The organism is Brevibacillus invocatus, assembly GCF_003710915.1.
Lineage (GTDB): Bacteria > Bacillota > Bacilli > Brevibacillales > Brevibacillaceae > Brevibacillus > Brevibacillus invocatus.
In genome coordinates this window covers 1-23,516 of sequence record NZ_RHHR01000064.1, presented here as the reverse complement: position 1 = coordinate 23,516, position 23,516 = coordinate 1, and the positions used below count along the sequence as shown (strand labels likewise).

The following is a 23,516-nucleotide window of genomic DNA, read 5'->3' as shown; positions in this document are numbered from 1 at the left end:
CTGCTCCAGCACCTGCTTAACGGTTCTTTCGTCTTGTTGAACCTCGATGATCACGCTTAAGCGCTGTTTGTTTTCCTTTAACCAGTGCGTGTTTTCTGTTTTTCTTGATGCTTGCTGCTTTCTTTGATCGCCTCTTTTCATCCCAACCCCTCCCTTGCAGGAACTCCCACTCATGGGAACGATAGACGGAGCGCAGATGGAGACTTCCTGAAACCTGCAGTAAAGGACGATAACGATCTCCATCCCAAAGTCCGTTTCGCTCCCCCCGCTGCTGCATCCAAAGACTCATCGCCTGTGCATGCTCATCCAGGACTTTCTGCGATGAACTGTTCATCGTCTGTCCAGCGTTTGTTCTTCTCTTCTCCATGACTATAGCGGGGATGGCACGTACTGTGAGCTTTTGCAAAATTGACTCGACAAGTATGACAGCCGGAATGAAGGGCATAGGGTCTACATGATCGACTGCCTTTCGGGTCATGGCAAAAGGGACTTCATACAACGAAGCAGATCCAAGGTCCTGTCTTCGTACAATATGATTCAGTAAATGGTATGTCATTTTTCGCGAAAGAACTTGATCAGAAGACGCTGGATTCAGATCACGAGACAGTACAATATCTGAACCTTTTTCTATATGCTTGAGCAATTTCTCTAATTGTTTGTATGGTCGAACGACTTGATCGTCCAAAAATAAAAGGACGTTTCCAGAAGCATGCAGGGCTCCAATCCCTCGCCCCTCATCATACGTGATCGCTTTATCTGCATAGATCAGTGTTGCGTCATATTTTTGGATTTGCTCCATGGTAGCAGGGGATGGCTGATGACAAACGACAATGACTTCTGCTGATTGAGCCATGCTGCGAATCTCTTGAATGATTGCGTGAAGCCATCTGCTATCATCGCGAGCTGGAATGATAACGGACACATCGATTTGATTCATGTTCCACTCCTCCCCGCGGCACCATGTCATCCTTTTTTCTACTGTACGCAAAGACGCGCCTGATGGACACGGCTTCTATCTCTTATTTCTTCAGGCAAGAAAAAAGGTACAAAGCGACGGTTCGTTCATCGCCTTGTACCTTTTTTCGTCATTCGTAAGCTCTGCGTTGCCAATCATCCCGTCGTCGAATATTTCTCCTTCTGCGTGACCGAACCACCGTATAGCTGATCAAAAACATATTCAGACCCAGCCAGACAAACAACAGGCCGTAATAGACCGTTGAAGACGGTCCGGGACCTGATGATCCTTCACCTTCAGCAGCTTTCGATGCAGACAATGCTGCTTTTGCTTGTACGGGTGGAGCTATTCGCTCGAGTGGATAGGAAATGAATTGTGATCCGGCTGTCACTTCCAAGTTTCCATTTGCTGAGACATGGATTTCGGGTTCTTCCCCGATCGGTATAGTCGCAAACAAGTTTTTTGTGGTCTTGTAACGAACAGGTGAATCGTTTTCCGTGTTTTCCGTGTTCGTATAGATGGCGCCAGCTTCAGACACTTGCTTCGTCTCAAAATGTTCAAAGCCGTAATCAAGAAGCTTGGTAACATCTTTGTAGGCGTAGTTGCTGGAGCCGGTTTTCATTGTCACTGCAATGAATTCGGTTTCACCGCGTTTGGCAGACCCCACCAGCGTATGCATGGCTTGATCTGTAAAACCGTTTTTAATCCCGGTTGCCCCTTCGTAATCCCGTATCAATTTATTGTGATTGATCAGCTCAGACTTCCATTCTGCACCGTCCCAAGGCAAGCGATTGGTTCCCACAATCTCGCGAAAGATTGGGTTTTTCATCGCGTAAGCAGCAATTTTGGACATGTCGGAAGCCGTCGTGTAATGTTCAGGATTGTGCAGCCCATGCGCATTGGTAAAATGCGTTTCGTTGACTCCAATGGTTTCTTGTAAAAACTGATTCAGCTCTTCAGCAAATTTTTCCGAGCTACCGCTCATATGCTCTGCAATCGCAGTCGCTGCATCATTGCCCGAGTGCATCAAAAGACCGTACTCTAATTTTTTCAACGTGACCTGCTCGCCTTCAGCGAGGTACACACGTGTTCCCTGTTCATATCGGGCATTTTTGGAGACAGTCACGATATCATCCGGGTTGCCTTTTTCGATCGCATAGATTCCAGTTGCAATCTTGGTGATACTGGCAGGGAACAGCTTTTCATGAGGGTTTTTCTCATAAAGGACTTGTCCCGTTTTTGCATCAATTAAAATAGCGGATTCCCCGCTCAGAGCGAGGGATGCAGAGGAGGATTCTCCCTCCGCATAAGCCACCGGTAAACTTTGGCCGCACAAAAGAATGACCACAACAAGAAGGTTCGCCAGTAAAAGTCGCATGATAGTGTTTATCCTTTCCTTACGAGTCACTTTTTATCGGTTCTCACCTGCTATTTTGTTTTTCATCATGCTTTACCCCAAGCGTTTGCCTAATAGATCGTGGATCATTTTAAAATTCGGATTATCCCGGAATGCTTCTTCAAAACCATGAACATGCTCTTTGTATAATGCTGCAGCAGCATCAATGTCTTGTTTCACATACAGCGAAAAAATCTCTTCCAACCGCTCCTCAAGACTCATATCCACAGGTGCAGGAGTCAAAATCTCCTGACGCAAACTGTTCATCAGTACGTCGAGCTGATGGGTGATGACAGAAGCTTGGTTCAGCTGCTTCAAAACGTCCTGCGGAATATTACCCGCATACTTATAGCGAAGCTCGTGCTCATTGGTAGCCCAAAAGTTCATACCCAGGGTACGGATTTGTATTTCGCAAAACAGCGTAATTTTGTCACTCCCATGATAGACCGTATAGGAAACAATCATGTGGATGCTACGATAGCCGGATGGCTTTGGTGTCGCAATGTAGTCCTTGATATCGTGAATGACAATATCCTCACGCTCTTGCAAAAGCTGCAGAACTTCTCGCACATCATCTACATATCGGCATACGACACGCAGGCCGGCGATGTCATTCACTTCTTGCGCCACTTGATTCGGCCATTGCTCATTTTGAAAATCGATTCCTTTTTCTTTTGCTTTTTTGATCAAGCTGTCGACTTTTTTGACTCGTCCAACAACAAATTCAATAGGGGAATAACGGCCACTTTTTTGAAAGCCGTATTTGATTCCCTTTAGTTTTAATTTGAGTTCATCAACGGCTTGCTCGTACGGAGCCAGAAAATGAACCATATTATTGAGTACCTTGCTTGGTACATGGGTTGCTTTCATAAAAGCACCTCCTGGTTACTTCCAGAGGAAGGGCGAAGCGTCAAAAAACGGCTGCGGATTGACATACGTATTCCCGATCAGCATACCGTAATGCAAATGGGGTCCCGTCGAAAAACCGGTGCTTCCCATCAGACCGATCACCTGTCCCTGCTTTACTTCCTGTCCCACTTCCGCTTTCAGCTCGGACATGTGTGCATAGATGGAAAAAACGTTTAGACCGTGATCAATGATGATCGTATTCCCTGTTAAGTAAATGGGTTCAGACAGCACAATTTTGCCATCGTTGCTGGCCATGATCGGCGTCCCAGTTTTGTTTGCAATGTCTATCGCGGAGTGCCGGTTTGCAGGAACGCCGTTCACCACCCTCTGATAGCCAAAGGGGGTAGTCAAGCGACCTGTAGTCGGTTGTATAAACGGTTCACTAAAGTATGGAACGGGTGAAGATTGTGAACGCGCCGCATCGATCTTCTTCTGGTCGGCATTGATTCTTGCTGTGTCTTGGCGCATGCTATTCATCTGGTTGCTGACGGTGATGGAATCGACAGCAAATGTCTTCGCTTTGATTGTCAATGGCGTTGAAAGTCGTTTGTCCGATGATTCTACCTGATACGTCCCTGGTTTTGCGTTGAATGGAATGGGAATAAACCGGACGTACTCTCCCTGGGAGGGCTTCAACGAATACGTCGAAGAAAAGAGCGTAACTTCCTTGGCTTGCTTGCTGCGTACAAAAATAACGTCTCCCGGATATGTCTCAGCAGGCGTCACAGCAATTGGGACCTGCTGTTGGTGGATCTGCATCCCTACTTCGTCCACTACGTTTTGAGCCAGAGAGCTTGTCCCTGAACCCAGTGCAATGGCAGCAAACAACATGAAATTGACCATAGATTGTAACATGTGCGCTCCCTCCCGTTTTCCAGTATAACAAAAGTGGAAGGGAATTGAAAAAGAAAAAGAAGGCTGTACAGCTAGCCTTCTCCCACCATTTACAGTTTCTTCGTATAATCCGCCATCATATCCATGATGGATTGAACGCCTGTCAGCATCTCGCTAGCCTTTTTCGTCTTTTGCGAAATGGTGTGAAAATCTACACGCCCTTTTTTTCGGTCCGACCAGCGCTTAAACAAATCTTCAGCCGCTCCTGGATTGCTTTTAATGGTACTGACTCGAGAAGCGTCTTCTTCCAGCCACGCTTCAAATTCAGGGTGTTCACGTAGAAGGCGTTTCACTTCTTTACGTTTCATCCGCGGACATCGCTCCTTTCCGAGGTACAAACAGGATAGATATCTGTTCGTTACACCATATGACTAGTCCGCGAATGTGCTTGTGCGTTTGCACCCTGTTGGTTGAAAAGGGCGCGTGCTAGGAAACACTCAATGAAAGGGATGACTGGAGGAAATCAAAGAAAAGGGGCTCCATATGGAACCCCTTTCGTGCATCCAAGTATTCGGTTGTAAGCAATGCCAATCATACGGACATTACGCTGAAAACCTGGTGCAGCTGTAATTCTTGTTCCGCCTGTTAGCGGGACAGTTGTTGTTCTGCAAAGCTTACCAGACGTTTTGTAATTTCTCCACCAACAGATCCGTTTTGGCGGGAAGTGGTGTCTGGTCCGAGATTTACACCGAATTCCGCTGCAATCTCGTACTTAAGTTGATCAAGAGCTTGGTTCGCTTGAGGAACTACCAGGTTGTTGCTGCTTCCGTTGTTGTTCGCCATGATTGATTCCTCCCAACGCGTTTTTTCTCCTGTGACGGAATTGAACCGCCCGCTTCGCTTCTCACCTGTTGAGACCAGGAGATTTGTTTTACAAGAGATGAGGTGATCACCTCTTGTGGTACTATCATCCCTCAGTACGAAAGATCCATGCGCTTCACTTGACATGTAAAATCTGACAAAGCTCTCTTCACCCTTTGTGTTATAATGTTTGCGTAAGCTTGGACACGAGAGGAGACGCGCTTTGTGAATCAATCCAAAATCCTGCTCATCGATGGTATGAGCTTTTTATTTCGCGCTTTTTACGCTTCAGCCTGGACAGGCGGCTATCGCCAGACCGCTGATGGCGTCTATACCAATGCTGTATACGGATTTACAAAAATGATGCTGGACTACGCCGACCTGGTTCGCCCAACCCACCTGGTCGTGGGCTGGGATGTCGCCTCACGCGAATCCTTGGTTCGCAGTCAATGGTACGATGGATACAAGTCCAATCGACAAGCCCCTCCCGAAGAGCTGATTCCCCAATTTGACCTGGTCAAGGAAGTAACAGACGCATTTGCAGTCCCGAATCTGGGATGTCCAGGCTTTGAAGGGGATGATATCTTAGGAACTCTGAGTACCCAGCTGTCCCAAGAAGGACACCAGGTCGTCATTGCTTCCGGAGATTATGACAGTCTGCAGCTCGTCTCGGATGCAGTCAGTGTCAAAATCCTCAAAAATGGCGGCAAGCACGAGCACTACACCCCACAAAGCCTGCTCGCCTTGCGCGGTATCGTCCCTGAGCAAGTCGTGGACGTGAAGGCCTTGATGGGGGATACATCCGACTGTATTCCAGGCTGCCCGGGCATTGGAGAAAAAACAGCCACCAAGCTGATCACGGAGCATGGAAATTTGGACAACCTGTATATTAACTTAACCGCTTGCACGCCGAAAATGCGCAGCAAGCTGGAAGACCACCGCGATCAGGTCTATTTGAGCCAAAAGCTAGCTACGATCATTCGCGATGTACCGATCGATTACACATTGGATGCAGCCAAATGGGAATATGACTCTGCAGTCGTCAAGGAAAAATTTGATGAGCTGGAATTTGGACGCACACTCGCAAGTCGTGTCTTGTAAGAAACCGATTGTTGTAAACAAACAAAGCCCCCTAGAGATCCAAAGACTGGATACCCTAGGGGGCTTTCATTTGTTTGCGGCGCAAAGCTTGCTTACACAGCTTCTTCTTGATCACTCATTCTATTCCCGTACTTTCGAAGTAGGACGAGACCGAACAGCATTCCTATAAAGGAAATAGCGGATATAAACAAGAACAGCGTCTGCCCACCAAACGTGTTATAGATCGCACCGCCTAAGTAAGAGGCCAGAATGCCCGAGATTCCAAAAAACAGCAGTGCCAGAACAGTCTGCCCTGTAGCTCGCCATTCGGCAGGAACAATCCGGTACAGATATTGGATAGCAGCCGAATAAAAGATCGGGAAGGTCAGCACCTGCAGGATTTGGACGTAGGCCAGCATCTGGGGATCCGAGATCCAAACAGAAGCAAAAAACCGAATAAAGTAAAACGCTGCTGCAAAGGAAATGTAGATCAATTCCTTGCCTTTGCGCATCCACCAAAAGCTTAAAGCAAAAACAAGAATTTCACTACCTGCAGCTAAAAACCAGGCTTGGCCGACCAGCTCGGCGCTCCCTCCCAGTTCCCGAATGTATACGCCGAGAAACGTATCATTCATACGCGTAGGGACTGAACAAATAAAGACCAGCAAAAGAAACAGCAAGGTCTCTTTGTTGCTCAAAAATTGCTTGAGGCTGCTCCAGGTAACCGGTTTTCCCGTCACTGGTGCATCAGGCATATTCCAGCTGATAAAAAAGCTGATAAGTCCGATTGCTGCAAAAAGAATGGCCAGACTGTTGGCACCGAAGTAGGACATGACATAGCCGGTGACCAGAGAAAATACGGCGTAGCCAGACGCACCAAAAGTACGAATAGAGCCGTAGCTGACTTTGTACCTTTCCGAAACGGAAAAATTCAAGCTTTCTGTCAAAGGGTCGATCGGCATCAGAAAAAAATACAGCAGCATGGCAAACGCGATAAGCGGAAGATAGCTGCTTGAGTCATACAGCAGATAGCCGAAAAGACTTGAAAAGAGCAAAAGGATCAGTAGCATTTTACGGATTGTTTTCGTTTTGTCACTGATCATTCCCCACAGCGGCTGAGTGATGATCGTCACGAATCCACCCGTACCGATGATAAAGCCGATTTGCGCTGGATTCAAACCCTGTTCATCCAGGTAAACGGGAAGAAACGCAACGAACATCGCCAGCATGGAGAAATACAAAAAATTAAAGCTTCGCAATAAATTGGGTGCACTCATAGCCGTATTGATCCCTCACGTGTTCCATAGGATGGTTTTGATTCAACCTGGCTATTGTAACATGGATCACTGGACTGCTCTATCCCCATCTGCACGAAAACGAAGCCATATTGAGGTCAGGCTTGAAAAACATCGAGCAACATTCCCGTGTTTGCCTCGTCCTTTGTCTCCCACGTCGTAGCAAAGCGAACCTGATGGGAGACACCTAATATATCGTAGGTTTGTACCAGATGCTGTCTCGCAGAACCCATAATCAAGCTGTGCAAGCGCAGCTGTTTTTGCTTACCCATTTCTGCCAAACGTTCCTGTACATACGAAGAGATGCTGCCGATCCCGTCTGTTACCATGACAAAATCAGCGCCGCGAAACGCTTTATGCTGATCCAGCAGCTCCATCCCTCTTTTGATGGGCGCATCAAAATGAGTGCCTCCGCCGAAAGCCATTTGGGCGAGTCCATAAAACGCTGGCCAATCCGGTCTTTTATGATACAGGAGCTGTTCACGCAGCTCTCCCTTCGCGCCGAACAAGATCAGCACAAAGTCGCGTTTTTCCAGCATCGTAAGGGCAGCAAAGGTCATGACAAAGATTTGTGCCAACCGAAGCTTGCTGCCTCGCATGGAATGTGAAGTATCCAGCATGCAGATGACAGGTCCTTTTGGCGGCTCTTCTACCCAGCCTGTGGTATCGTATGTCATGAGCTTTTCATCCATCCACTTGAGAAAAAAGTATGTCTCATAATCGGAATCAGCCAATAGCACCGCCTCGCCGGGAAGCATCCGTGCGATGTCTGCTGATTGCCTAAGATCGTAATACTCCTCCGGGATCTGCCGCTTGCGTATTTCTTTTCTCTTTACTCGAAACTGGTGAACGTTTCGTCCGACCTCCAGCATAAACCCGATCAGGTCCGGGTGTCGCTTCAGCTTCTCCACCCATTTCAAATACTGTTCAAAGCTTTGCCGCCGAAGCTTGCCCAAGTCATGTCCCCAGCGACGGTTCGCAAATTGTTGGCTTGCCTCAATCAAATCCTCGACGAGCAGGCTGTCTACGTCTTCTTGAGACAAAGAGGATTTCAATCCCGCTTCCAGCCACTGACCCAGCTCCTGTTCAAAGGCGTTGATGGCCTCCCGCTCCTGTCGATTTAAGCGCTCGAACTGCTTTTCGCGCTGTGACAGTTCGTCCTCCAGCTTTTTTACTTTTTGCAGAAGCTTCGTCCGACGGGTAAACTGTACCCGCATTTCTTCACGCATTTCTTCGATCCGATTTTGCAAGGCGCGAATCTCTGCCTCCACGAGAGGCTTCGTATCGCGTGCGTCCTGCTTTTCTTCGACCATGCGCTTTCCCTGCTGCAAGGTATAGCCAACCAGCTGCAAGCGTGCCAATTGCTTTTCGTTCAACAGCTCAGACACCTGTGCCTGCTCTTGACCTTCCTGTCCCTTTCTGTCGGTCAAGCCAGCCATCATCGGAGTGAGCTTTTGATCCTGCTCTCTCTTTTTTACTTCTTCTGCAAAAGACTCCGTCAGCCACAGCAATGCTTTAATAGCCGTTTTAAAGGCTGCACTCTCCTGTCCGACAGTTCTGGGATGAATCATTTTCGTAAAATACTGCTTCATGAGTGTCTGAACGAGCCATTTATGGAACGGTGTTGCCTCCTCGGTTTGATCGATTTCGGGTTTGGGCAGGAAAAAAACGAAGAAGAAATCACCCAAAAGCTCAAGATCAAACCAGGAAGCATACAGATGCGCTTGCTCGACCCATTCCTGGGCTGTCACGGAGGATGAGAGGTATTGATCAAACAGATAGCGATCAACTTGACTGGTGCGAACAATCATTCCCTTCACTCCTTAGCGCGTATAATCGTAATCCGTGCCGGGAATATCCTGATCAAAGACCGTGCGGTAGGTTCGTTGCAATTGCTGCAAGATCCGTTCACCTTCAATCCGCAAATAAGCGAATTTGACGGTGTACTTCTCCACGTGATGAATGAGTCTGTTCTTCTCCAGGATATACGCCTGCAGGTCTTTTTCCCGCTTCAACCATTCCAAGAGTTTGTTGCGCAAATCCTGAGCAGCATGTGTCAGCTGCTCGCGACTTTCTTCAAGGAGATGTCTGTTCCGCTCCAGCGCTTCCTTGCCGAGCTTGGCCCCAACTTCCTTTTTGAACTGAAACGCATGGAGCTCTGACTCTCTCCCTTTCCATTTATCCGCTATCTGTGAAAAATGGCGGAGAGGAAGTTCATTTTCCAGTTCGGCTTTCAACATCTCTGTAAATTGCTGCTCGAAAAGCTCGCGCATGACGGGAAGATCCTCTGGAACGTCCCACATCAAATGGGGCGTGAAAACCGTATCCCAGATGGTCACTTGCTCACGCCCATGAATGGCAGCGGAGGTTTTCCATACATTGGCGATTTTCTTCCACCGGCGATCAGACAATTGGTACTCCTTTTCCTCCAGATTCTGCTTCAACTGAAACAGGAAATAGACCAGCGGACCAGAGATCTCTACTTTCGCAGCTGCCTCTTGAATATCGCGGACATCATAGAGTGAAAATACGACAGGCAGCGGTGCCGTTGGCAGTGTCAACATTTTTTCATAGCTGGAGGCGTGCTTTAGATATTCTACTTCATAGCGGATTAGGAAGCGGTCGTACAGCGCTGTCAGTTGCTCGTCTTCTTCTGGGAGCTCATTGGATGCTGCAATCAAAAACTGGATGGGTACCGTCTCTTTTTCTCTCCCGTTGAAGTAGATGCGTTCATTCAGGATGGAGAGCAAAGCGTTGAGAATCGCGCTGTTTGCTTTGAATATTTCATCGAGAAATACAAATTGGGCACTGGGTAAATAACCGTTTGTTTTTCGTACATATTGATCTTGCTTCAATTGCTGCAAGGAGACAGGTCCAAAGATTTCATCCGGTGTGGTAAATCGAGTCAACAAATATTCAAACCAGTGCTCAGAGCCGAACAGCTGGGCGATTCCGCGAGCGAGCTGAGATTTTGCCGTGCCTGGTGGTCCGACGAGCAATACATTCTCTCCACTCATCATGCCCAACATGAGAAGACGAATCAATTCACTGCGCTCCAGAAAACGGCGTTCGAGGAGTTCTATCGCCTGATCCATTTTACGTTGAATGGGTGTAGGTGCTGGTGTATGCATCACAGTAGGCATGTCGACACTTCGCAAAAATGTGACGACTGCGCCGTTCCCCCTTTTGGTTCATGATTACGTACAAAATGCTCCATAGGATAAAGCGTCAGCAGAGGCTTTTTTTATAGTCGCATACTGAGGATGAAAATGCCAGTTTTGCCGATTCAACACCACTTGAATATCTGATCTGTGCGCTCACCCACGTCTGTTTCTCCGCATATTCTGATGGCAAAAGAGATACGCAACGGAAAACAGACAAAGGAGGGTACCAGATGGGAATTGAACTTGCCTGGACTCATGGGGTTTATGTGTTATTCGTACTCGGGATTATTCTCATGATGGTTTTGCGTCGCGATACGAGTTTGATCAGCATCATCGGCATCGCCTTCCTCGGCTTGACAGCAACCGGCTCTGTGATTGCATCAGTCGGAGGAATTTTCGGAAGCTTTATTTATGCCATCACGGAACTGTTACCTACCATCCTGGTCATCTGTATTATCGTAGCGATGAGTCATGTCTTGACCGATACGGGAGTCAATGAAACAATGATTCGTCCAATGACCCATCTGATTCGCAATGCGACTCTCGCGTACTGGGTAATCGGTATCGTCATGATGGTCATCTCCTGGTTCTTCTGGCCATCTCCTGCCGTTGCCCTGATCGGTGCTGTCATGCTTCCGGTTGCCATACGTGCTGGTCTGCCGGCGATAGGGGTAGCTGTCTCCATGAACCTGTTCGGACACGGGATTGCATTATCGGGCGATTATGTGATCCAAGGGGCTCCATCACTGACAGCAAAAGCGGCAGGCATTCCTGTCAATGATGTCATCGCTGCCAGTATTCCGCTCGTCATTGTGATGGGCGTGGTAACCACTGTGGTTGCCTTCTGGTATTTGCGAAAAGACATGAAAAACGGAATGATCGCACCTGCCTCCCACAACCCTGTCACAAGCTCCGTCTTTTCCTCCGCAAAAGTACCGCTTGCTCCGGGGATTAAAAGAACGTTGGCAGCGTTGGTTCCGATTCTCTTTGTCCTGGACGTCGTCGCGATGTTTGTCTTTGATTTGCGCGGTGGTGAAGCAACTGCACTTGTAGGCGGAACGGCTCTGTTGATTTTGATCGCCGCAACGATGCTCGCGCACAAGCAAAAAGGGCTGGAGCAGGTAACCACTCATTTGATCCAAGGATTTCAGTTTGGCTTTAAAGTATTTGGACCCGTCATCCCGATCGCCGCATTCTTTTACATGGGAGACAGCGGGTTTAACACCGTACTTGGAGAAGTGCTGCCCCAGGGCTCGCATGGAATCGTCAACGACTTAGGCGTAGCTCTGGCGCATACCATTCCACTGAGCAAGGAAGTCGCCGCTCTGACTTTGACAGCGGTCGGGGTGATTACTGGTCTGGACGGCTCCGGCTTCTCTGGCATCACGCTTGCAGGCTCGCTTGCCCAGTTGTTTGCCACAGCTCTAGGCTCTGGAGTTGCTACATTGACAGCATTAGGTCAAATCGCTGCAATCTGGGTTGGCGGCGGAACCCTTGTTCCTTGGGCGTTGATCCCTGCTGCCGCGATCTGCGGAGTCGATCCGTTTGAGTTGGCGAGAAGAAATTTGTATCCGGTTGTCATTGGCTTACTGGTCACTACTATCTTTGCCATGTTCTTGCTGTAGAACGGTTGGAAAGAAAAATCGGATGAGTACAACAGTTCATCCGACTTTTTTCTTCTGTTTTTGACCAAGCCTCATACACTTTCTAGTACAATCCTTTCAGAAAGGAACGGGCCTGGTCATGAAATTATGGGGTAAAAGTATTCAAATCGCTGCTACCTACATCGGGACAGTTGTAGGCGCGGGATTTGCAAGTGGACAAGAGATTGTTGCCTTTTTTACGGCGTACGGTCACGCAGGAACCCTGGGGATCTTGCTGGCAAGTGTACTGTTTGTCTGGTTGGGCTACAAAATGATGTGGCTTGCCCATCAGATGCGGACACCTTCGTATGAATCATTCAACCAGCGCCTTTTTGGAAACATCATGGGGCGTGCCATGAATGTCCTTGTTTTTTTAACCCTGTTTGGTGTTACCACGGTCATGCTTGCTGGTGCAGGATCAGTGCTGGAGGAACAATTCCAGATCCCTTACCTCGCAGGAATTGTGGGGACAGCCGTACTTGCGCTTTTCGTTCTCCGCAAAGGTCTGGAGCAGCTCATGGTCGTCAACTCGATCGTTGTACCCGCCATGCTGGTCTTCTCGCTGCTCATTTTGCTCGACGGCTACGACACCTCTCCACTTTCCACTCAACCACCCGGTGATTACGATTTTCTTTGGAAAACCATCCTCTACGTCTCCTTTAACCTGGCAATGGCACAATCGGTCCTCATTCCCATTGGCTACTCCGTTCGAGAGCCCGTTGTCTTGATTCGTGGCGCCGTATTGGGCGGTATCGGACTTGGCTTCATGATGCTGATCGTCCACTCTTCCCTTCTCGCCAACTGGAATCAGGTTCGCTTGCTGGATGTCCCTATCCTGTTCGTGACGGACAAATGGGATGCTTGGCTGCAATTGTTTTTGGTCTTCGTGATGTTTTCCGAAATTTTCACCACGCTGATCTCCAACGTGTTCGGTATTGGCCAGCAGCTACGCGAGCTGTTTGAGATTCAGGAATCACGGCTATACCTGTTCCTTTTTGGCGCTGCGTTACTGCTCTGCCTCGTTGGGTATTCAGAGCTGCTGATGTTTTTGTATCCGCTCTTTGGTTATTTAGGTCTGGCTACCCTCCTCCGACTCAGCTGGCCAGGTCCCTCCCGACTTCGATAAATCGAAAAGATGCAGGGACTCCTTCCAGGGAGCAGCCTGCATCTATTTTATGGAATGGATACTATGGACGCAAATACGAAAGCAGCATTTCTTTTACATGCGCTGTTGAATTTTAGGCGATCACTTTCTGGATCTCTATGTAATCCTCGATACCGTCAAACGGATTTTTGGCAAAGGAGGCATAGCTTTCAAATGCTTCTCGAAATTTGGCGGACTTGCTGATCTGCTCCGTATGATCCCCCATGAGAAAATCCAATACCTGTTCCAAGCGCTCATAAAAAGAGCCTTTCCCATTCGCAATGCGTTTAAAATGCTCTACGTTTTTCTCCAAGCTGCTGACAGCCACCGCAACAATCAGTCGTTCCTTTTTCGGAAAATATCGAAACAAGGCTGCCACGCCAATCCCCTCAGCATCCGCGATATCTTGCATTTGTACACAATCGAGCCCGCTCTCCAGGAATAATTTTTCAGCAGTCAAAACGATACTACTATAGCGGTTATTTTTTTCTGTTCACGAATTCCATTCGGTGTCATGGTTCGTGTGAACTCTGTCCATCCGGGGTATATCGTGACACCGATGAGCGCTCCGTCGATGGCACTATACAAGGATTATTTCCTGTCACAAATCGCGCTGCCAAACCTTGGAAAGGCAGAAGAAGTAGCGAATGCCATCTTGTTCCTGGCCTCGGATGAAGCTAGCCACATTACAGGTATCGAGTTGCCGGTTGACGGCGGTGTAACAGCAAAATAAGGTCACTTATATAAAAAACCAAACTGCTTATATCCGACGAGGATTGAAGCAGTTTGGTTTTTTTGTGGGATGTCTGTTCATTCACTACTGATGGGAACCTCATAATTCGTATACGCTTTCTTCTAAAGCTCTCCTCATTAAAAATCCACTATTGCGAAGAGTCATTCCCTTTTTCAAAAGGATATTGTGGAACCTTGTCGAAATAGGCTCGTTATGATAACTAAGAGGAAAATAATACTCATCGTTGCCCTATTTTTGGCATTTCTTACTGCCTTTCGCTTCATGTGGCTTCATTTCTATACATCTCCGCAACATCCATTTGCTGCCCAAGGTGTACTGGATGTACGGGACTGGGATGCGTTCAATGATCATTCCCTATCCTTGGACGGCGAATGGGAGTTTTATCCGAATGTGCTGCTGATGCAAAATAATGAGGATCATGTTTCGCTTCAAGCCAAAAGAGGCTTGATTACGGTGCCAGGCAAGTGGAACCACTCCCTTCAACCAGATACTCCTCAAGTGTTCGGGTACGGCTCGTACCGCTTGCGCATTCTGGTCGATCCTGAAAAAGGGAACTCTTTTGGGTTTCGGGTCCCAAGGATTCTTACCTCCTCGGAAATCTATATAAATGGAGAGCTGCAATCACAAACTGGACGGCCTGCTGAAGATAAAGAGCGCTATGCCCCACTAGATAAACCAGCTACCGTTTACTATACTCTGGAAAATGGGCGCGAAATTGAGCTTGTCATTCATGTAGCGAACTTTGACAACACCAGGAGTGGCGGTATCGTTAACTCGATAGACTTTGGTTTGGTGGGACCCTTGAATCAATATGTGAGCTTTGCTAATAATCTGGTGAGCCTGGCGGTTGTTGCCTATATCATTCATGCGGTTTACGGTTTTATTCTGTTTTTCGTCGTCAAGCGGGATACTCGCATCTTCCACTTTTCTATGATGATCATCTGTGTCATACTGGCCACTTTGACGGACGGCGAACGACTTCTGTATGAATGGATCTCATTCAATTATGAGTGGAGTGTCAAGATTGTACATTTGACGGTGGTAGGCGGAGGCTACTTTCTGTTTCAATGTTTTCGCCATCTGCTGCCCACCTTTATTCGCACGAAGGTTTTCTTTGTGTATGCCATCATAAGCGGAATATCTGCCTTGTCCATCCTGACACTGCCTCTGAGCTACAGTGTGCAGCTTTATCCGATCTACCTGGTGATGATGGCTATCCCTTGCTTCCTGGCACCTATTGTCATGTTCCGGACGACTTCGAAAATTGACAAAAACAATATCTTTTTGCTGTTGGCCATCATCGCCTCCATGAATAGTCTAGTTTGGCTATTCATTATAGAAAGGCAGCATGTAGATATTTTTTCGTATCCTTTTGATCTCATTCTGGCCATGATCTTGTTTGCATCTTACTGGTTTAAACAATATTTTAACATCCTGGAAGAATCTCAGAAGCTGACAGCCAAGCTTCAACAATCAGATAGGGACAAAGACGATTTTTTAGCTACTGTCGCACACGAACTGCGCAATCCGCTTCATGGCATGTTGAATCTCACGCAATCAGTTTTGGATCGTGATAAAAATGTTCTTGGAGCCAAAAGCGCCAAAGATTTGGACATGCTCATTACAGTTGGCAGACGTATGTCGTATTTACTTAATGATCTGCTGGACTCGGCACGACTGAAGACGAATCGGATTGTTCTCCAGTCTCAGCGGATATCTATTCACATCGTCACGGCATCTGTCATTGACATGCTTCGACACATGACGGAAGGTAAACCCATCCTGTTCGTCAACCAGATTCCCAGAAACTTTCCTCTGGTCTTGGCTGACGAAAATCGAATCATTCAAATTTTATTCAACCTACTACACAATGCGGTAAAATACTCACACTCTGGCGAAATAGCCATTCGTGCATCGATTCACAACAATTGGGTCAGTATTTCCGTGATTGACTCGGGAATCGGCATGAATGATGAGGTACTGGAGCGTGTTTTCCAGCCGTATGAACAGGCAGATCAGCCATTCACATCCGTAGAAAGAGGCTTGGGTCTTGGGTTAAGCATCTGCAAGCAATTGGTGGAAATGCACGGAGGAACTCTGGTAGCCAGCTCTAAACCACATCACGGCTCTGCTTTCACTTTTACATTACCGCTCTCTCCTTCCAGCCTGCCGGAGGTTGAGGATAATCACCTGTTGAAAGAAGCTACGAGTCTGGAGGAAGTCAGTGCCACGTCTTCGTCCAATGACTCGCATACAGCAATAAAGTCAACAGCTTCCTCTGACGGGACATGTGTCTTGGCGGTCGATGACGATCCGGTCAACCTGAAAGTGTTGGTGAGTATTTTTGCGACAGAACCCTATGAGATCTTCACTGCTACCAGCGGTACCGATGCCTTATCTCTCCTCGACTCGCGGGAGTGGGATTTAATCATTACAGATGTGATGATGCCTCACATGTCTGGCTATGAATTGACTTCTCGCATTCGGGAGCGCTTCTCTATCTCCGAGCTCCCAATACTGCTGTTGACTGCTAGCAACCGAGATGAGGATATAGAAGCGGGTTTTCGGTTAGGCGCCAACGACTACGTGACGAAGCCCATGAATGCGACGGAGTTAAAGGCAAGAGTGTCATCTCTTACCAATCTCAAGCAGTCGGTCAATGAGCGATTGCGCCTGGAAGCTGCCTGGCTGCAAGCTCAAATCAAGCCGCATTTCCTTCTGAACACGTTTAACTCCATCGCGGCATTGAGCAAAATGGACATAGACCGAATGGATGACCTGATGGAGGAACTGTCCAATTATATGCGCCTAAGCATTGATTTTCAAAATTTCGCAAAAGTAGCCCCGCTAGAAAATGAATTAACGCTGGTTCGTGCTTATTTATACATACAAAAGGAACGCTTTGATGAACGACTTGAGGTCGTTTGGGAAGTGGATGACCACATACAGCTGGACATCCCTCCCCTTACGATACAGCCCCTGGTGGAAAACGCAGTCATTCACGGAATCTTAAAACGTGTGGAGGGTGGACAGATCCGTATCCGAATCACAGATCGTGGCCAGGACGTCGAAGTGTGCATTACAGATAATGGTGTTGGGATTGACGAGGAACAGCTTAAGCATATTTTAGACAAACAGCCAGGGGAGCGTTCTGGTATAGGCTTGTTGAATACGGATCGTCGCCTGAAACAGCATTATGGAACGGGTCTTACGATCGAGAGCAAGCTGGGCAAAGGCACAACAGTATCCTTTTTGATTACTAAAAAGAACCTGGGCGCTCATCATTAAAAAAGGGTGGAGGTAGACTCCACCTTTTTTACATGCAAAGCAGCTTGATATGGGGTAACCAAACGCGTTGAGTCTTGTTACAGTCTGTAATCGGTATATCAAAATAGTCGTTTCTGACCACAGCCCACAATGCGTTCAGAGACATCAGTGGTTATATCGACAGAAACGCCGTTTGCATAGCGATTAGAAAACTTGGCTACGCCAAGCTTTTGGCGGAGCCTTAGTTGCACTTATACTATCTTCCGCTAATCTTTTTAGCGCTTTAGCGCACTTAAACTTTCCGATAGTACAAAAAAAGCCCAAACGGTGTGTTTGAGCTTTTTTGCGATCCCTTACTCGTGCTTTCTTCCACCCAAGTAAGCTTCTTTTACCTTTTCATCTGTAAGCAAGGATTCCCCTGAACCTTCATACACGATCTGTCCCGCTTCCAAAACATATCCGTAGTCTGCGATTTTCAACGCTTGCTTCACGTTTTGCTCGACGATCAGGACAGTGGTTCCTTCTTGATTGATCTGCTTGATCACCCGGAAAATGTCGGAGACGACGATAGGAGCCAAGCCCATCGAAGGCTCATCCAAAAGAAGCAGCTTGGGTCTCGACATCAGTGCACGCGCGATTGCCAGCATTTGCTGCTGGCCACCTGACATGGTCCCGCCCAATTGGGACAGCCGTTCTCTCAAGATCGGGAACCAGGTCATCATTTTTTCCATATCGTCCTTGATACCTGCCTGATCATTGCGCTGATAGGCGCCCATTTCCAGGTTTTCCAATACGGTCATTTGTCCAAGGATGGCTCTGCCTTCCGGTACCAGCGAAAGACCTGCCTGTACCAGCTTGTGCGGCTTCCATCCGTCGACGCTTTGTCCCTGGAAGGTGATCTTACCCTGGTCAGGTGTGAGCAATCCAGCGATGGTTTTCATGGTTGTCGTCTTCCCTGCTCCATTCGCCCCGATCAACGCTACAATCTTACCTTCTTCTACATCAAGCGAGAGATTGCGGATGGCTTTGATCTGACCATATGAAGTGCTTAACCCGCGAATGCTAAGCATATTACTCGTCCTCCTTACCCAGGTACGCCTCGATCACATCAGGGTGGTTTTGTACTTCCTGCGGCTTACCGTCCGCAATTTTGACCCCGAAGTTAATACACACGACCTTGTCACACAAATTCATGACCAATCCCATGTCGTGCTCTACAAGAAGAATGGTAATACCCATCGAGCGAATGTTTTCGATCAGGTTGGTCAAATCTTTTGTTTCGCTCTCGATCATCCCGGCAGCAGGCTCGTCCAGCATCAAAAGCTTTGGCTCTGCAGCTAGAGCTCTGGCAATTTCCAGGCGGCGTTGCTGTCCGTAAGCGAGCGTGTCAGAGCGTACATCCGCAACGTGAGTCAGTCCTACAAAGTCGAGCAGCTGCCTTGCTTTTTCCATCACTGCTTGTTCTTCCTTGCGCTGCTGTGGTGTATGCAGCAAGGATGACCAGAATCCAGCACTCGATCGAGTGTGACACCCGACCCGGATGTTATCCAGCGCGGACATGTGCCCGAACAAGCGAATATTCTGAAAGGTACGGGCAATGCCCAATTCTGTAATTTTGTGAGGCGCCATGCCATTGACCTGTTGACCGGCAAAGGTAATCGTTCCATTCGTCGGTGGAAAGATTCCGGTTGCCATATTAAAAATCGTCGTTTTTCCAGCACCGTTTGGCCCGATCAGACCGACGATTTCGCCTTCTGATACAGTAAAGCTGACATCACTCAATGCCTTAATCCCACCGAAGGTTTTTCCGACATGTGAAAGCTGCAACAACATCATTCCACCCCTTTCGGCTGATCATTGTGTTTCTTATTTCGACGAAACAGCTTCTGCAGGGTATCGGAGCCGATCAGTCCACGTGGTCGAACAGCCATGACCAGAACCATGATAGCACCGTAGAAAATCATTTTGTACTCGGCCAAACCACGCAGCACCTCAGGCAACGTCGTGAGTGCAATCGCTCCGAACAGGGCACCCCAGACTACTTCTGTTCCGCCGATTACAGCGAAGGAGAGAATCTCCACGACCTTGTGGTAGTTAAAGTCATTCGGCGTAATCGCTGTCGTGATGTGGGCAAACAATCCACCACACAAGCCTGCCAAAACAGAGCCGATGATAAAGGCCAGCATTTTGTAATAGTTCACCTGAATTCCCATCGCTCTCGCTGCAGTCTCATCCGCGCGGATCGCTTCAAATGCGCGTCCCAGACGTGACGAGTTCAAGCGTAGAGTCAGGAACAATATAAGGAGAAAGAGGAGGAGCATGAACACCAAGGTTGAAAGCGACTTGATGACCGGAACCGTAACTCCAAGCGATTGTGCGGTAATCCCGAGCATCTTTTCCCAGTCGTACAAGTACGTACCCAGCGATTTCAAGCCGGTAATTCCCAATGCTCCATTCGTAATTTTCATGTTCAACAAGATGACGCGAACCACTTCACCAAATCCAAGTGTTGCGATTGCCAGGTAAAGTCCATGTAATTTCAATGTCGGAGCACCGATCAAAAGCGCGATCAGCCCAGCCATCAGCGCACCTGCCAAAATGGCAATAAACAGCGGCATATCTGCATTTTTACTCAAGATACTCGATGTATACGCGCCAATGCTCATGAACCCGGCATGACCGAGTGAGAGCTGTCCAGTGGCCAACGTAATGAAAATACTGATCGCCAAAATGCAGTTTAATACGATAAAGGTAATCACCTGTAAATTATAAGGATTCAAAAAATCCATCCTCAATCAACTCCTTTCTAGGCTTTGCGGCCAAATAAGCCCTGCGGCCTAATCAGCAAAATGAGGATGATTAAACCAAATGCTACAGCGTCACGATAGGAAGACGCACCATAAGCCACCGTAAAGACTTCAATGACCCCCAGGATCAGACCACATATCATCGCACCCGGAATGCTGCCGACACCACCCAAGATCAATACCGCCAAGCCTTTAAAGCCGAGCGTCATCCCCATCGTGGGAATCAATGCCGAATAGGTCATCCCGATCAGCATGCCCGCAATTCCCCCCAGACTGGAGGCAAGTACGACAGTCGTTACGATCACCATGTTGGTGTTAATTCCCAACACACTCGCAGTTTCCGTATTTTCAGCTGTCGCGCGAATTGCTTTACCAACCTTGGTCTTGTTGATCCAGAAGTGCAGAACCACCATCAGAATAATGGAAATCCCCAGAATAATGAGATCTACCGCACGAATTTGAACAGCCCCTAGCTGAAATGACGTGCTTCCCACCGTATCAGGAAACGCACGGGAATCCGCGCCGAAAAGTTTGTGCATTCCTTCTTCCAGCAGCGTGGCAAATCCAATCGTACTGATCAGTGAAGCCAAGTGAGGAACATTTTTCTTGCGCAATGGACGCATCGCCGTAAACTCCAGAATAAGTCCAAGAATCCCCGAAACGACGATGGAGGCGATAAACGCCACTGCGATTGGCATGTCAAAGCTCGTCATCAGGATCAGGCCGACGAAAGAACCAAAGATGAACACCTGACCATGTGCCATATTAATAATGCCCAGTACACCGAAAATCAGCGTATAACCGAGGGCAATCAACGAATACGTACTGCCGACGGTCAAACCGTTAACAAGTTGTTGCAAAAACACGTTCCTTCACCTACTTTCATAAAAATGCTGGGAAAGGGATTGCCCGATAGCGTTCAGGCAATCCCTCTAGTTTGAAATAAGAGTTATTTTTCTGCTTATTCAAACGGTACGAACTTTCCATCTTTCGCTTCAACGACAACTGCGTCGCCGATTGGGTTACGTCCTTCATCGAACGAAAGCTTTCCGGATACACCTTCAAAGTCCTTCAGTTTTGCCAGCTCGTCGCGCAGAGCATTGCGATCAGCGGTTCCTGCAGCGAGCAAGGATTGAGACATGATGTACAGGCTGTCATAAGCTTGTGCAGCAAATTGGTCTGGTTTAGAGCCGTATTTTGCTTCAAACGCTTTTACAAACTTCTGAACTTTCTCATCCTGTTTCTCCGGGCTGAATGGAGTCGCTACGATCAGTCCTTCAGCGGCAGGTCCAGCAATTTCAAATACTTTCGGATTATTAAAACCATTTCCGCCTACGATCAGGGAGTTGATGCCCAGTTCTCTTGCTTTTTTCACTACCATCGAACCTTCTTTGTACAGAGCAGATACCAACAGTACATCAGGGTTCAATTGTTTGATTTTGGTCAATTGGGCGGAGAAATCCACGTCGCCGATCGCGAAAGTAGTCTCACCCAGGTTTTGCAGACCCATTTCTTCTGCAGTCTTTTTCATGGTTTGGAAACCTGACACAGAGAAATCGTCATTTTCAGCGTAGATAAACGCTGCTGTTTTCGAGCCTTTTTTCTCGATCGCTTGTTTCATAGCAGTTGGAATCGCGATTGATTCTGGCAAAGAGTTGCGGAAAACGAATTCGCCAATATCATTGATGCCTTCTACCGTGTTGGAAATCCCGAATATAGGAGTTTCTGCTTCGTTGGCAACAGGACCCGCTGCAAGCATTTCACCAGACAGGGTTGGTCCGATAATGGCGACAACATTATCTTGGTTGATTAATTTGTTCACGGAGTTGATCGCACTTTCCTTTTTCCCGCCAGTATCTTCATATTGGATTTCGATCTTCAATTTGCCCTTGTTCGTTTCATTAAGCTCTTCCAAAGCCAAATCCAAGCCCTTTTTCTGGGCCTCTCCATAAGCAGCGCTGGAACCAGACAAAATGAATACGCCACCAATTTTTGCCGTGAATTCACCAGCACTCTCAGTTGGTGCAGCATTGTTTGTCTCTGGCGCTGCTCCGGTACTGCTCGGATTAGATGCTCCGCTGGAACAGCCTACTAGCAAGCTTGTCCCCAACAGTACGGAAAGTAATGATTTGGAAATACTATTCCCCTTCATGAAAAATCCTCCCACTTCTTTTAATCTTTCTTAATATTTCAAACATGAAGTTATTCTAAGGTATACTTACATAAAACGCAATCTTTCATTGAGCTTAATTGAAGTAAGAATGCAATCAAACCCAAGAATCATCTAGTTTTTACATATTTGTATCATTTCTTTCATATATCCCAAGGCATCATTTCTTCTTGTGATAGGCGAGGTGTAATAGGATGTAGACTCTCCCCTTCGTACTCGCATCGCTTCTTTCAGGATGGTGTTCCACTTTTCTGGTGCATGACTACAAGCGTATTCTCCCGCTCCTAGCTTTGAAGCAATGTCCTTTTCGCGAAAAGAATAAAACAATCTCGATATTCCCAGCACTCCCCACTCGATCATTTTTGGACTCATATACATTCCCACAAAGTGGAGCGAGGGAAACCTTTCACATCGACGTACCCAATTCACCCAATAGGAATCCAGATTGCCTCGCAGGAATTGATGTAACAGCTCCCAATCGATGGACAGGCCATACGTACGAGGGTCGCTTCCTTTTACTGTTATTCCGTAGGTAACCAGCTGGTAAGCGTCAATCGAATGCTGGTGAAATACCTCTTCTCCTTGATAGTTTCCGTCCCGAAACGAAAAACATGGCTGGGCTTTTTGTTTTAAACCTTCCATCGATTCCTTCGTTATGTAAAAACCGTCCAGACTCGCACTTGGAAATGCTCGATGAATGCTTTTATGAAGTTTTTTTATCCGAATGCTCTCCTCTTCTGTCCATTTTCTTTTTATCACTGCAATAAAATCGATATCACTTGCTCCCTCCTGGAAGGCTCCGATCGAAATGGACCCATATACGTGAAAGGCTTCAAGCAAGTTTGGCAGTTCCCTTTCAAACCATTCAAAATAAGCGTGCAAAATCTTTTGTACGCCTACTGGTATTTGATTCATGACTCTGATCCTTCCTTGATCCAATAGACGAGATGCCTGAAAAACGTCTCTGGTTCTTCCAGCATCGGATTGTGTCCGCTCGAGTATTCCCTCTCCCTCCATGGAAAAGCCCAGGTTGAATCCTTCGATCGAAATGGTGCCTTTTGTTTCCATTATTTCTACGCTGCCTTTCTGGCGTGAATGCCCTTGATCTCGACATTTTCTGTCTCAAGCAAATCCGGATGATAAGCAGGCTTCCTATCGACGATGCCACCTACCATTATAATCCAATTCACACGCAGTGGAAGAACAAAACATGAAAAATCGGGTAGGAGGCTACCCA

Annotated in this window: 20 protein-coding genes and 1 pseudogene; 5 read left to right on the top strand and 16 right to left on the bottom strand. The window is 47.5% G+C overall.

Features of this window, described 5'->3' with window-relative positions:
- Positions 1-16: 16 nt before the first annotated feature.
- From EDM52_RS25350 to EDM52_RS23400, 6 genes are all read right to left on the bottom strand, one after another.
- Entirely contained in the window at positions 17-937 is a 921-nt protein-coding gene (locus tag EDM52_RS25350) for a glycosyltransferase family 2 protein (RefSeq protein ID WP_245997352.1), read from the bottom strand.
- A gap of 148 nt (positions 938-1,085) precedes the next feature.
- Complete coding sequence (locus tag EDM52_RS23420; protein WP_122911315.1) at positions 1,086-2,333, bottom strand: D-alanyl-D-alanine carboxypeptidase family protein; 1,248 nt, start codon at positions 2,331-2,333, stop codon at positions 1,086-1,088.
- Positions 2,334-2,405: 72 nt separating this feature from the next.
- Complete coding sequence (locus EDM52_RS23415; protein ID WP_122911314.1) at positions 2,406-3,221, bottom strand: GTP pyrophosphokinase; 816 nt, start codon at positions 3,219-3,221, stop codon at positions 2,406-2,408.
- A gap of 15 nt (positions 3,222-3,236) precedes the next feature.
- On the bottom strand, positions 3,237-4,115 hold the full coding sequence (locus tag EDM52_RS23410; RefSeq protein ID WP_122911313.1) for a M23 family metallopeptidase: 879 nt from the start codon (positions 4,113-4,115) through the stop codon (positions 3,237-3,239).
- 89 nt (positions 4,116-4,204) lie between these two features.
- Positions 4,205-4,462 (bottom strand): hypothetical protein, encoded by a 258-nt coding sequence (locus EDM52_RS23405; protein WP_122911312.1) that lies wholly within the window; start codon positions 4,460-4,462, stop codon positions 4,205-4,207.
- A 277-nt stretch (positions 4,463-4,739) separates the two neighbouring features.
- Entirely contained in the window at positions 4,740-4,937 is a 198-nt protein-coding gene (locus EDM52_RS23400; protein WP_122911311.1) for an alpha/beta-type small acid-soluble spore protein, read from the bottom strand.
- Between the two features lie 243 nt (positions 4,938-5,180).
- On the opposite strand from EDM52_RS23400, the gene EDM52_RS23395 reads away from it, so the two are divergent.
- Positions 5,181-6,056: a 5'-3' exonuclease gene (locus tag EDM52_RS23395; protein ID WP_122911310.1), complete on the top strand. Its 876-nt coding sequence runs from the start codon at positions 5,181-5,183 to the stop codon at positions 6,054-6,056.
- Positions 6,057-6,148: 92 nt separating this feature from the next.
- Here the strand turns inward: EDM52_RS23395 and EDM52_RS23390 are convergent, their stop codons facing one another.
- From EDM52_RS23390 to EDM52_RS23380, 3 genes are all read right to left on the bottom strand, one after another.
- On the bottom strand, positions 6,149-7,312 hold the full coding sequence (locus tag EDM52_RS23390) for an MFS transporter (RefSeq protein WP_122911309.1): 1,164 nt from the start codon (positions 7,310-7,312) through the stop codon (positions 6,149-6,151).
- Positions 7,313-7,428: 116 nt separating this feature from the next.
- Positions 7,429-9,141, bottom strand: a complete 1,713-nt coding sequence (locus EDM52_RS23385; protein WP_122911308.1) for a vWA domain-containing protein — start codon at positions 9,139-9,141, stop codon at positions 7,429-7,431.
- 12 nt (positions 9,142-9,153) lie between these two features.
- Positions 9,154-10,473, bottom strand: a complete 1,320-nt coding sequence (locus EDM52_RS23380) for an AAA family ATPase (protein ID WP_415783106.1) — start codon at positions 10,471-10,473, stop codon at positions 9,154-9,156.
- A 161-nt stretch (positions 10,474-10,634) separates the two neighbouring features.
- Between EDM52_RS23380 and EDM52_RS23375 the strand changes: the two genes are divergently transcribed.
- Together EDM52_RS23375 and EDM52_RS23370 are read left to right on the top strand one after the other, a co-directional pair.
- Entirely contained in the window at positions 10,635-12,119 is a 1,485-nt protein-coding gene (locus tag EDM52_RS23375; protein WP_338068344.1) for a TRAP transporter large permease subunit, read from the top strand.
- Between the two features lie 118 nt (positions 12,120-12,237).
- On the top strand, positions 12,238-13,263 hold the full coding sequence (locus EDM52_RS23370) for a YkvI family membrane protein (protein WP_122911306.1): 1,026 nt from the start codon (positions 12,238-12,240) through the stop codon (positions 13,261-13,263).
- 112 nt (positions 13,264-13,375) lie between these two features.
- Here the strand turns inward: EDM52_RS23370 and EDM52_RS23365 are convergent, their stop codons facing one another.
- Positions 13,376-13,741: a TetR/AcrR family transcriptional regulator gene (locus tag EDM52_RS23365; RefSeq protein WP_183185327.1), complete on the bottom strand. Its 366-nt coding sequence runs from the start codon at positions 13,739-13,741 to the stop codon at positions 13,376-13,378.
- A 57-nt stretch (positions 13,742-13,798) separates the two neighbouring features.
- Here EDM52_RS23365 and EDM52_RS23360 point away from each other — a divergent pair.
- Together EDM52_RS23360 and EDM52_RS23355 are read left to right on the top strand one after the other, a co-directional pair.
- Positions 13,799-14,014: pseudogene (locus EDM52_RS23360) on the top strand (SDR family oxidoreductase); the annotation flags it as partial.
- 282 nt (positions 14,015-14,296) lie between these two features.
- Complete coding sequence (locus tag EDM52_RS23355; protein ID WP_245997349.1) at positions 14,297-17,323, top strand: hybrid sensor histidine kinase/response regulator; 3,027 nt, start codon at positions 14,297-14,299, stop codon at positions 17,321-17,323.
- Between the two features lie 332 nt (positions 17,324-17,655).
- Here EDM52_RS23355 and EDM52_RS23350 read toward each other — a convergent pair whose 3' ends face one another.
- The 6 genes from EDM52_RS23350 to EDM52_RS23325 form a co-directional block, all read right to left on the bottom strand.
- Positions 17,656-18,372: an ABC transporter ATP-binding protein gene (locus tag EDM52_RS23350; RefSeq protein ID WP_122911304.1), complete on the bottom strand. Its 717-nt coding sequence runs from the start codon at positions 18,370-18,372 to the stop codon at positions 17,656-17,658.
- A gap of 1 nt (position 18,373) precedes the next feature.
- Positions 18,374-19,135, bottom strand: a complete 762-nt coding sequence (locus EDM52_RS23345; protein WP_122911303.1) for an ABC transporter ATP-binding protein — start codon at positions 19,133-19,135, stop codon at positions 18,374-18,376.
- A complete protein-coding gene (locus EDM52_RS23340) occupies positions 19,135-20,091 on the bottom strand; it encodes a branched-chain amino acid ABC transporter permease (RefSeq protein WP_122911302.1) in 957 nt (318 codons plus the stop codon). Before EDM52_RS23340 ends, EDM52_RS23345 begins: the two co-directional genes overlap by 1 nt.
- Before the next feature lie 17 nt (positions 20,092-20,108).
- Complete coding sequence (locus EDM52_RS23335; protein ID WP_122911301.1) at positions 20,109-20,975, bottom strand: branched-chain amino acid ABC transporter permease; 867 nt, start codon at positions 20,973-20,975, stop codon at positions 20,109-20,111.
- A 95-nt stretch (positions 20,976-21,070) separates the two neighbouring features.
- Positions 21,071-22,261, bottom strand: coding sequence for an ABC transporter substrate-binding protein (locus EDM52_RS23330; RefSeq protein WP_122911300.1), 1,191 nt, complete (start codon positions 22,259-22,261; stop codon positions 21,071-21,073).
- Between the two features lie 132 nt (positions 22,262-22,393).
- Positions 22,394-23,347 (bottom strand): aminoglycoside adenylyltransferase domain-containing protein, encoded by a 954-nt coding sequence (locus EDM52_RS23325; RefSeq protein ID WP_122911299.1) that lies wholly within the window; start codon positions 23,345-23,347, stop codon positions 22,394-22,396.
- Between the last annotated feature and the right edge of the window lie 169 nt (positions 23,348-23,516).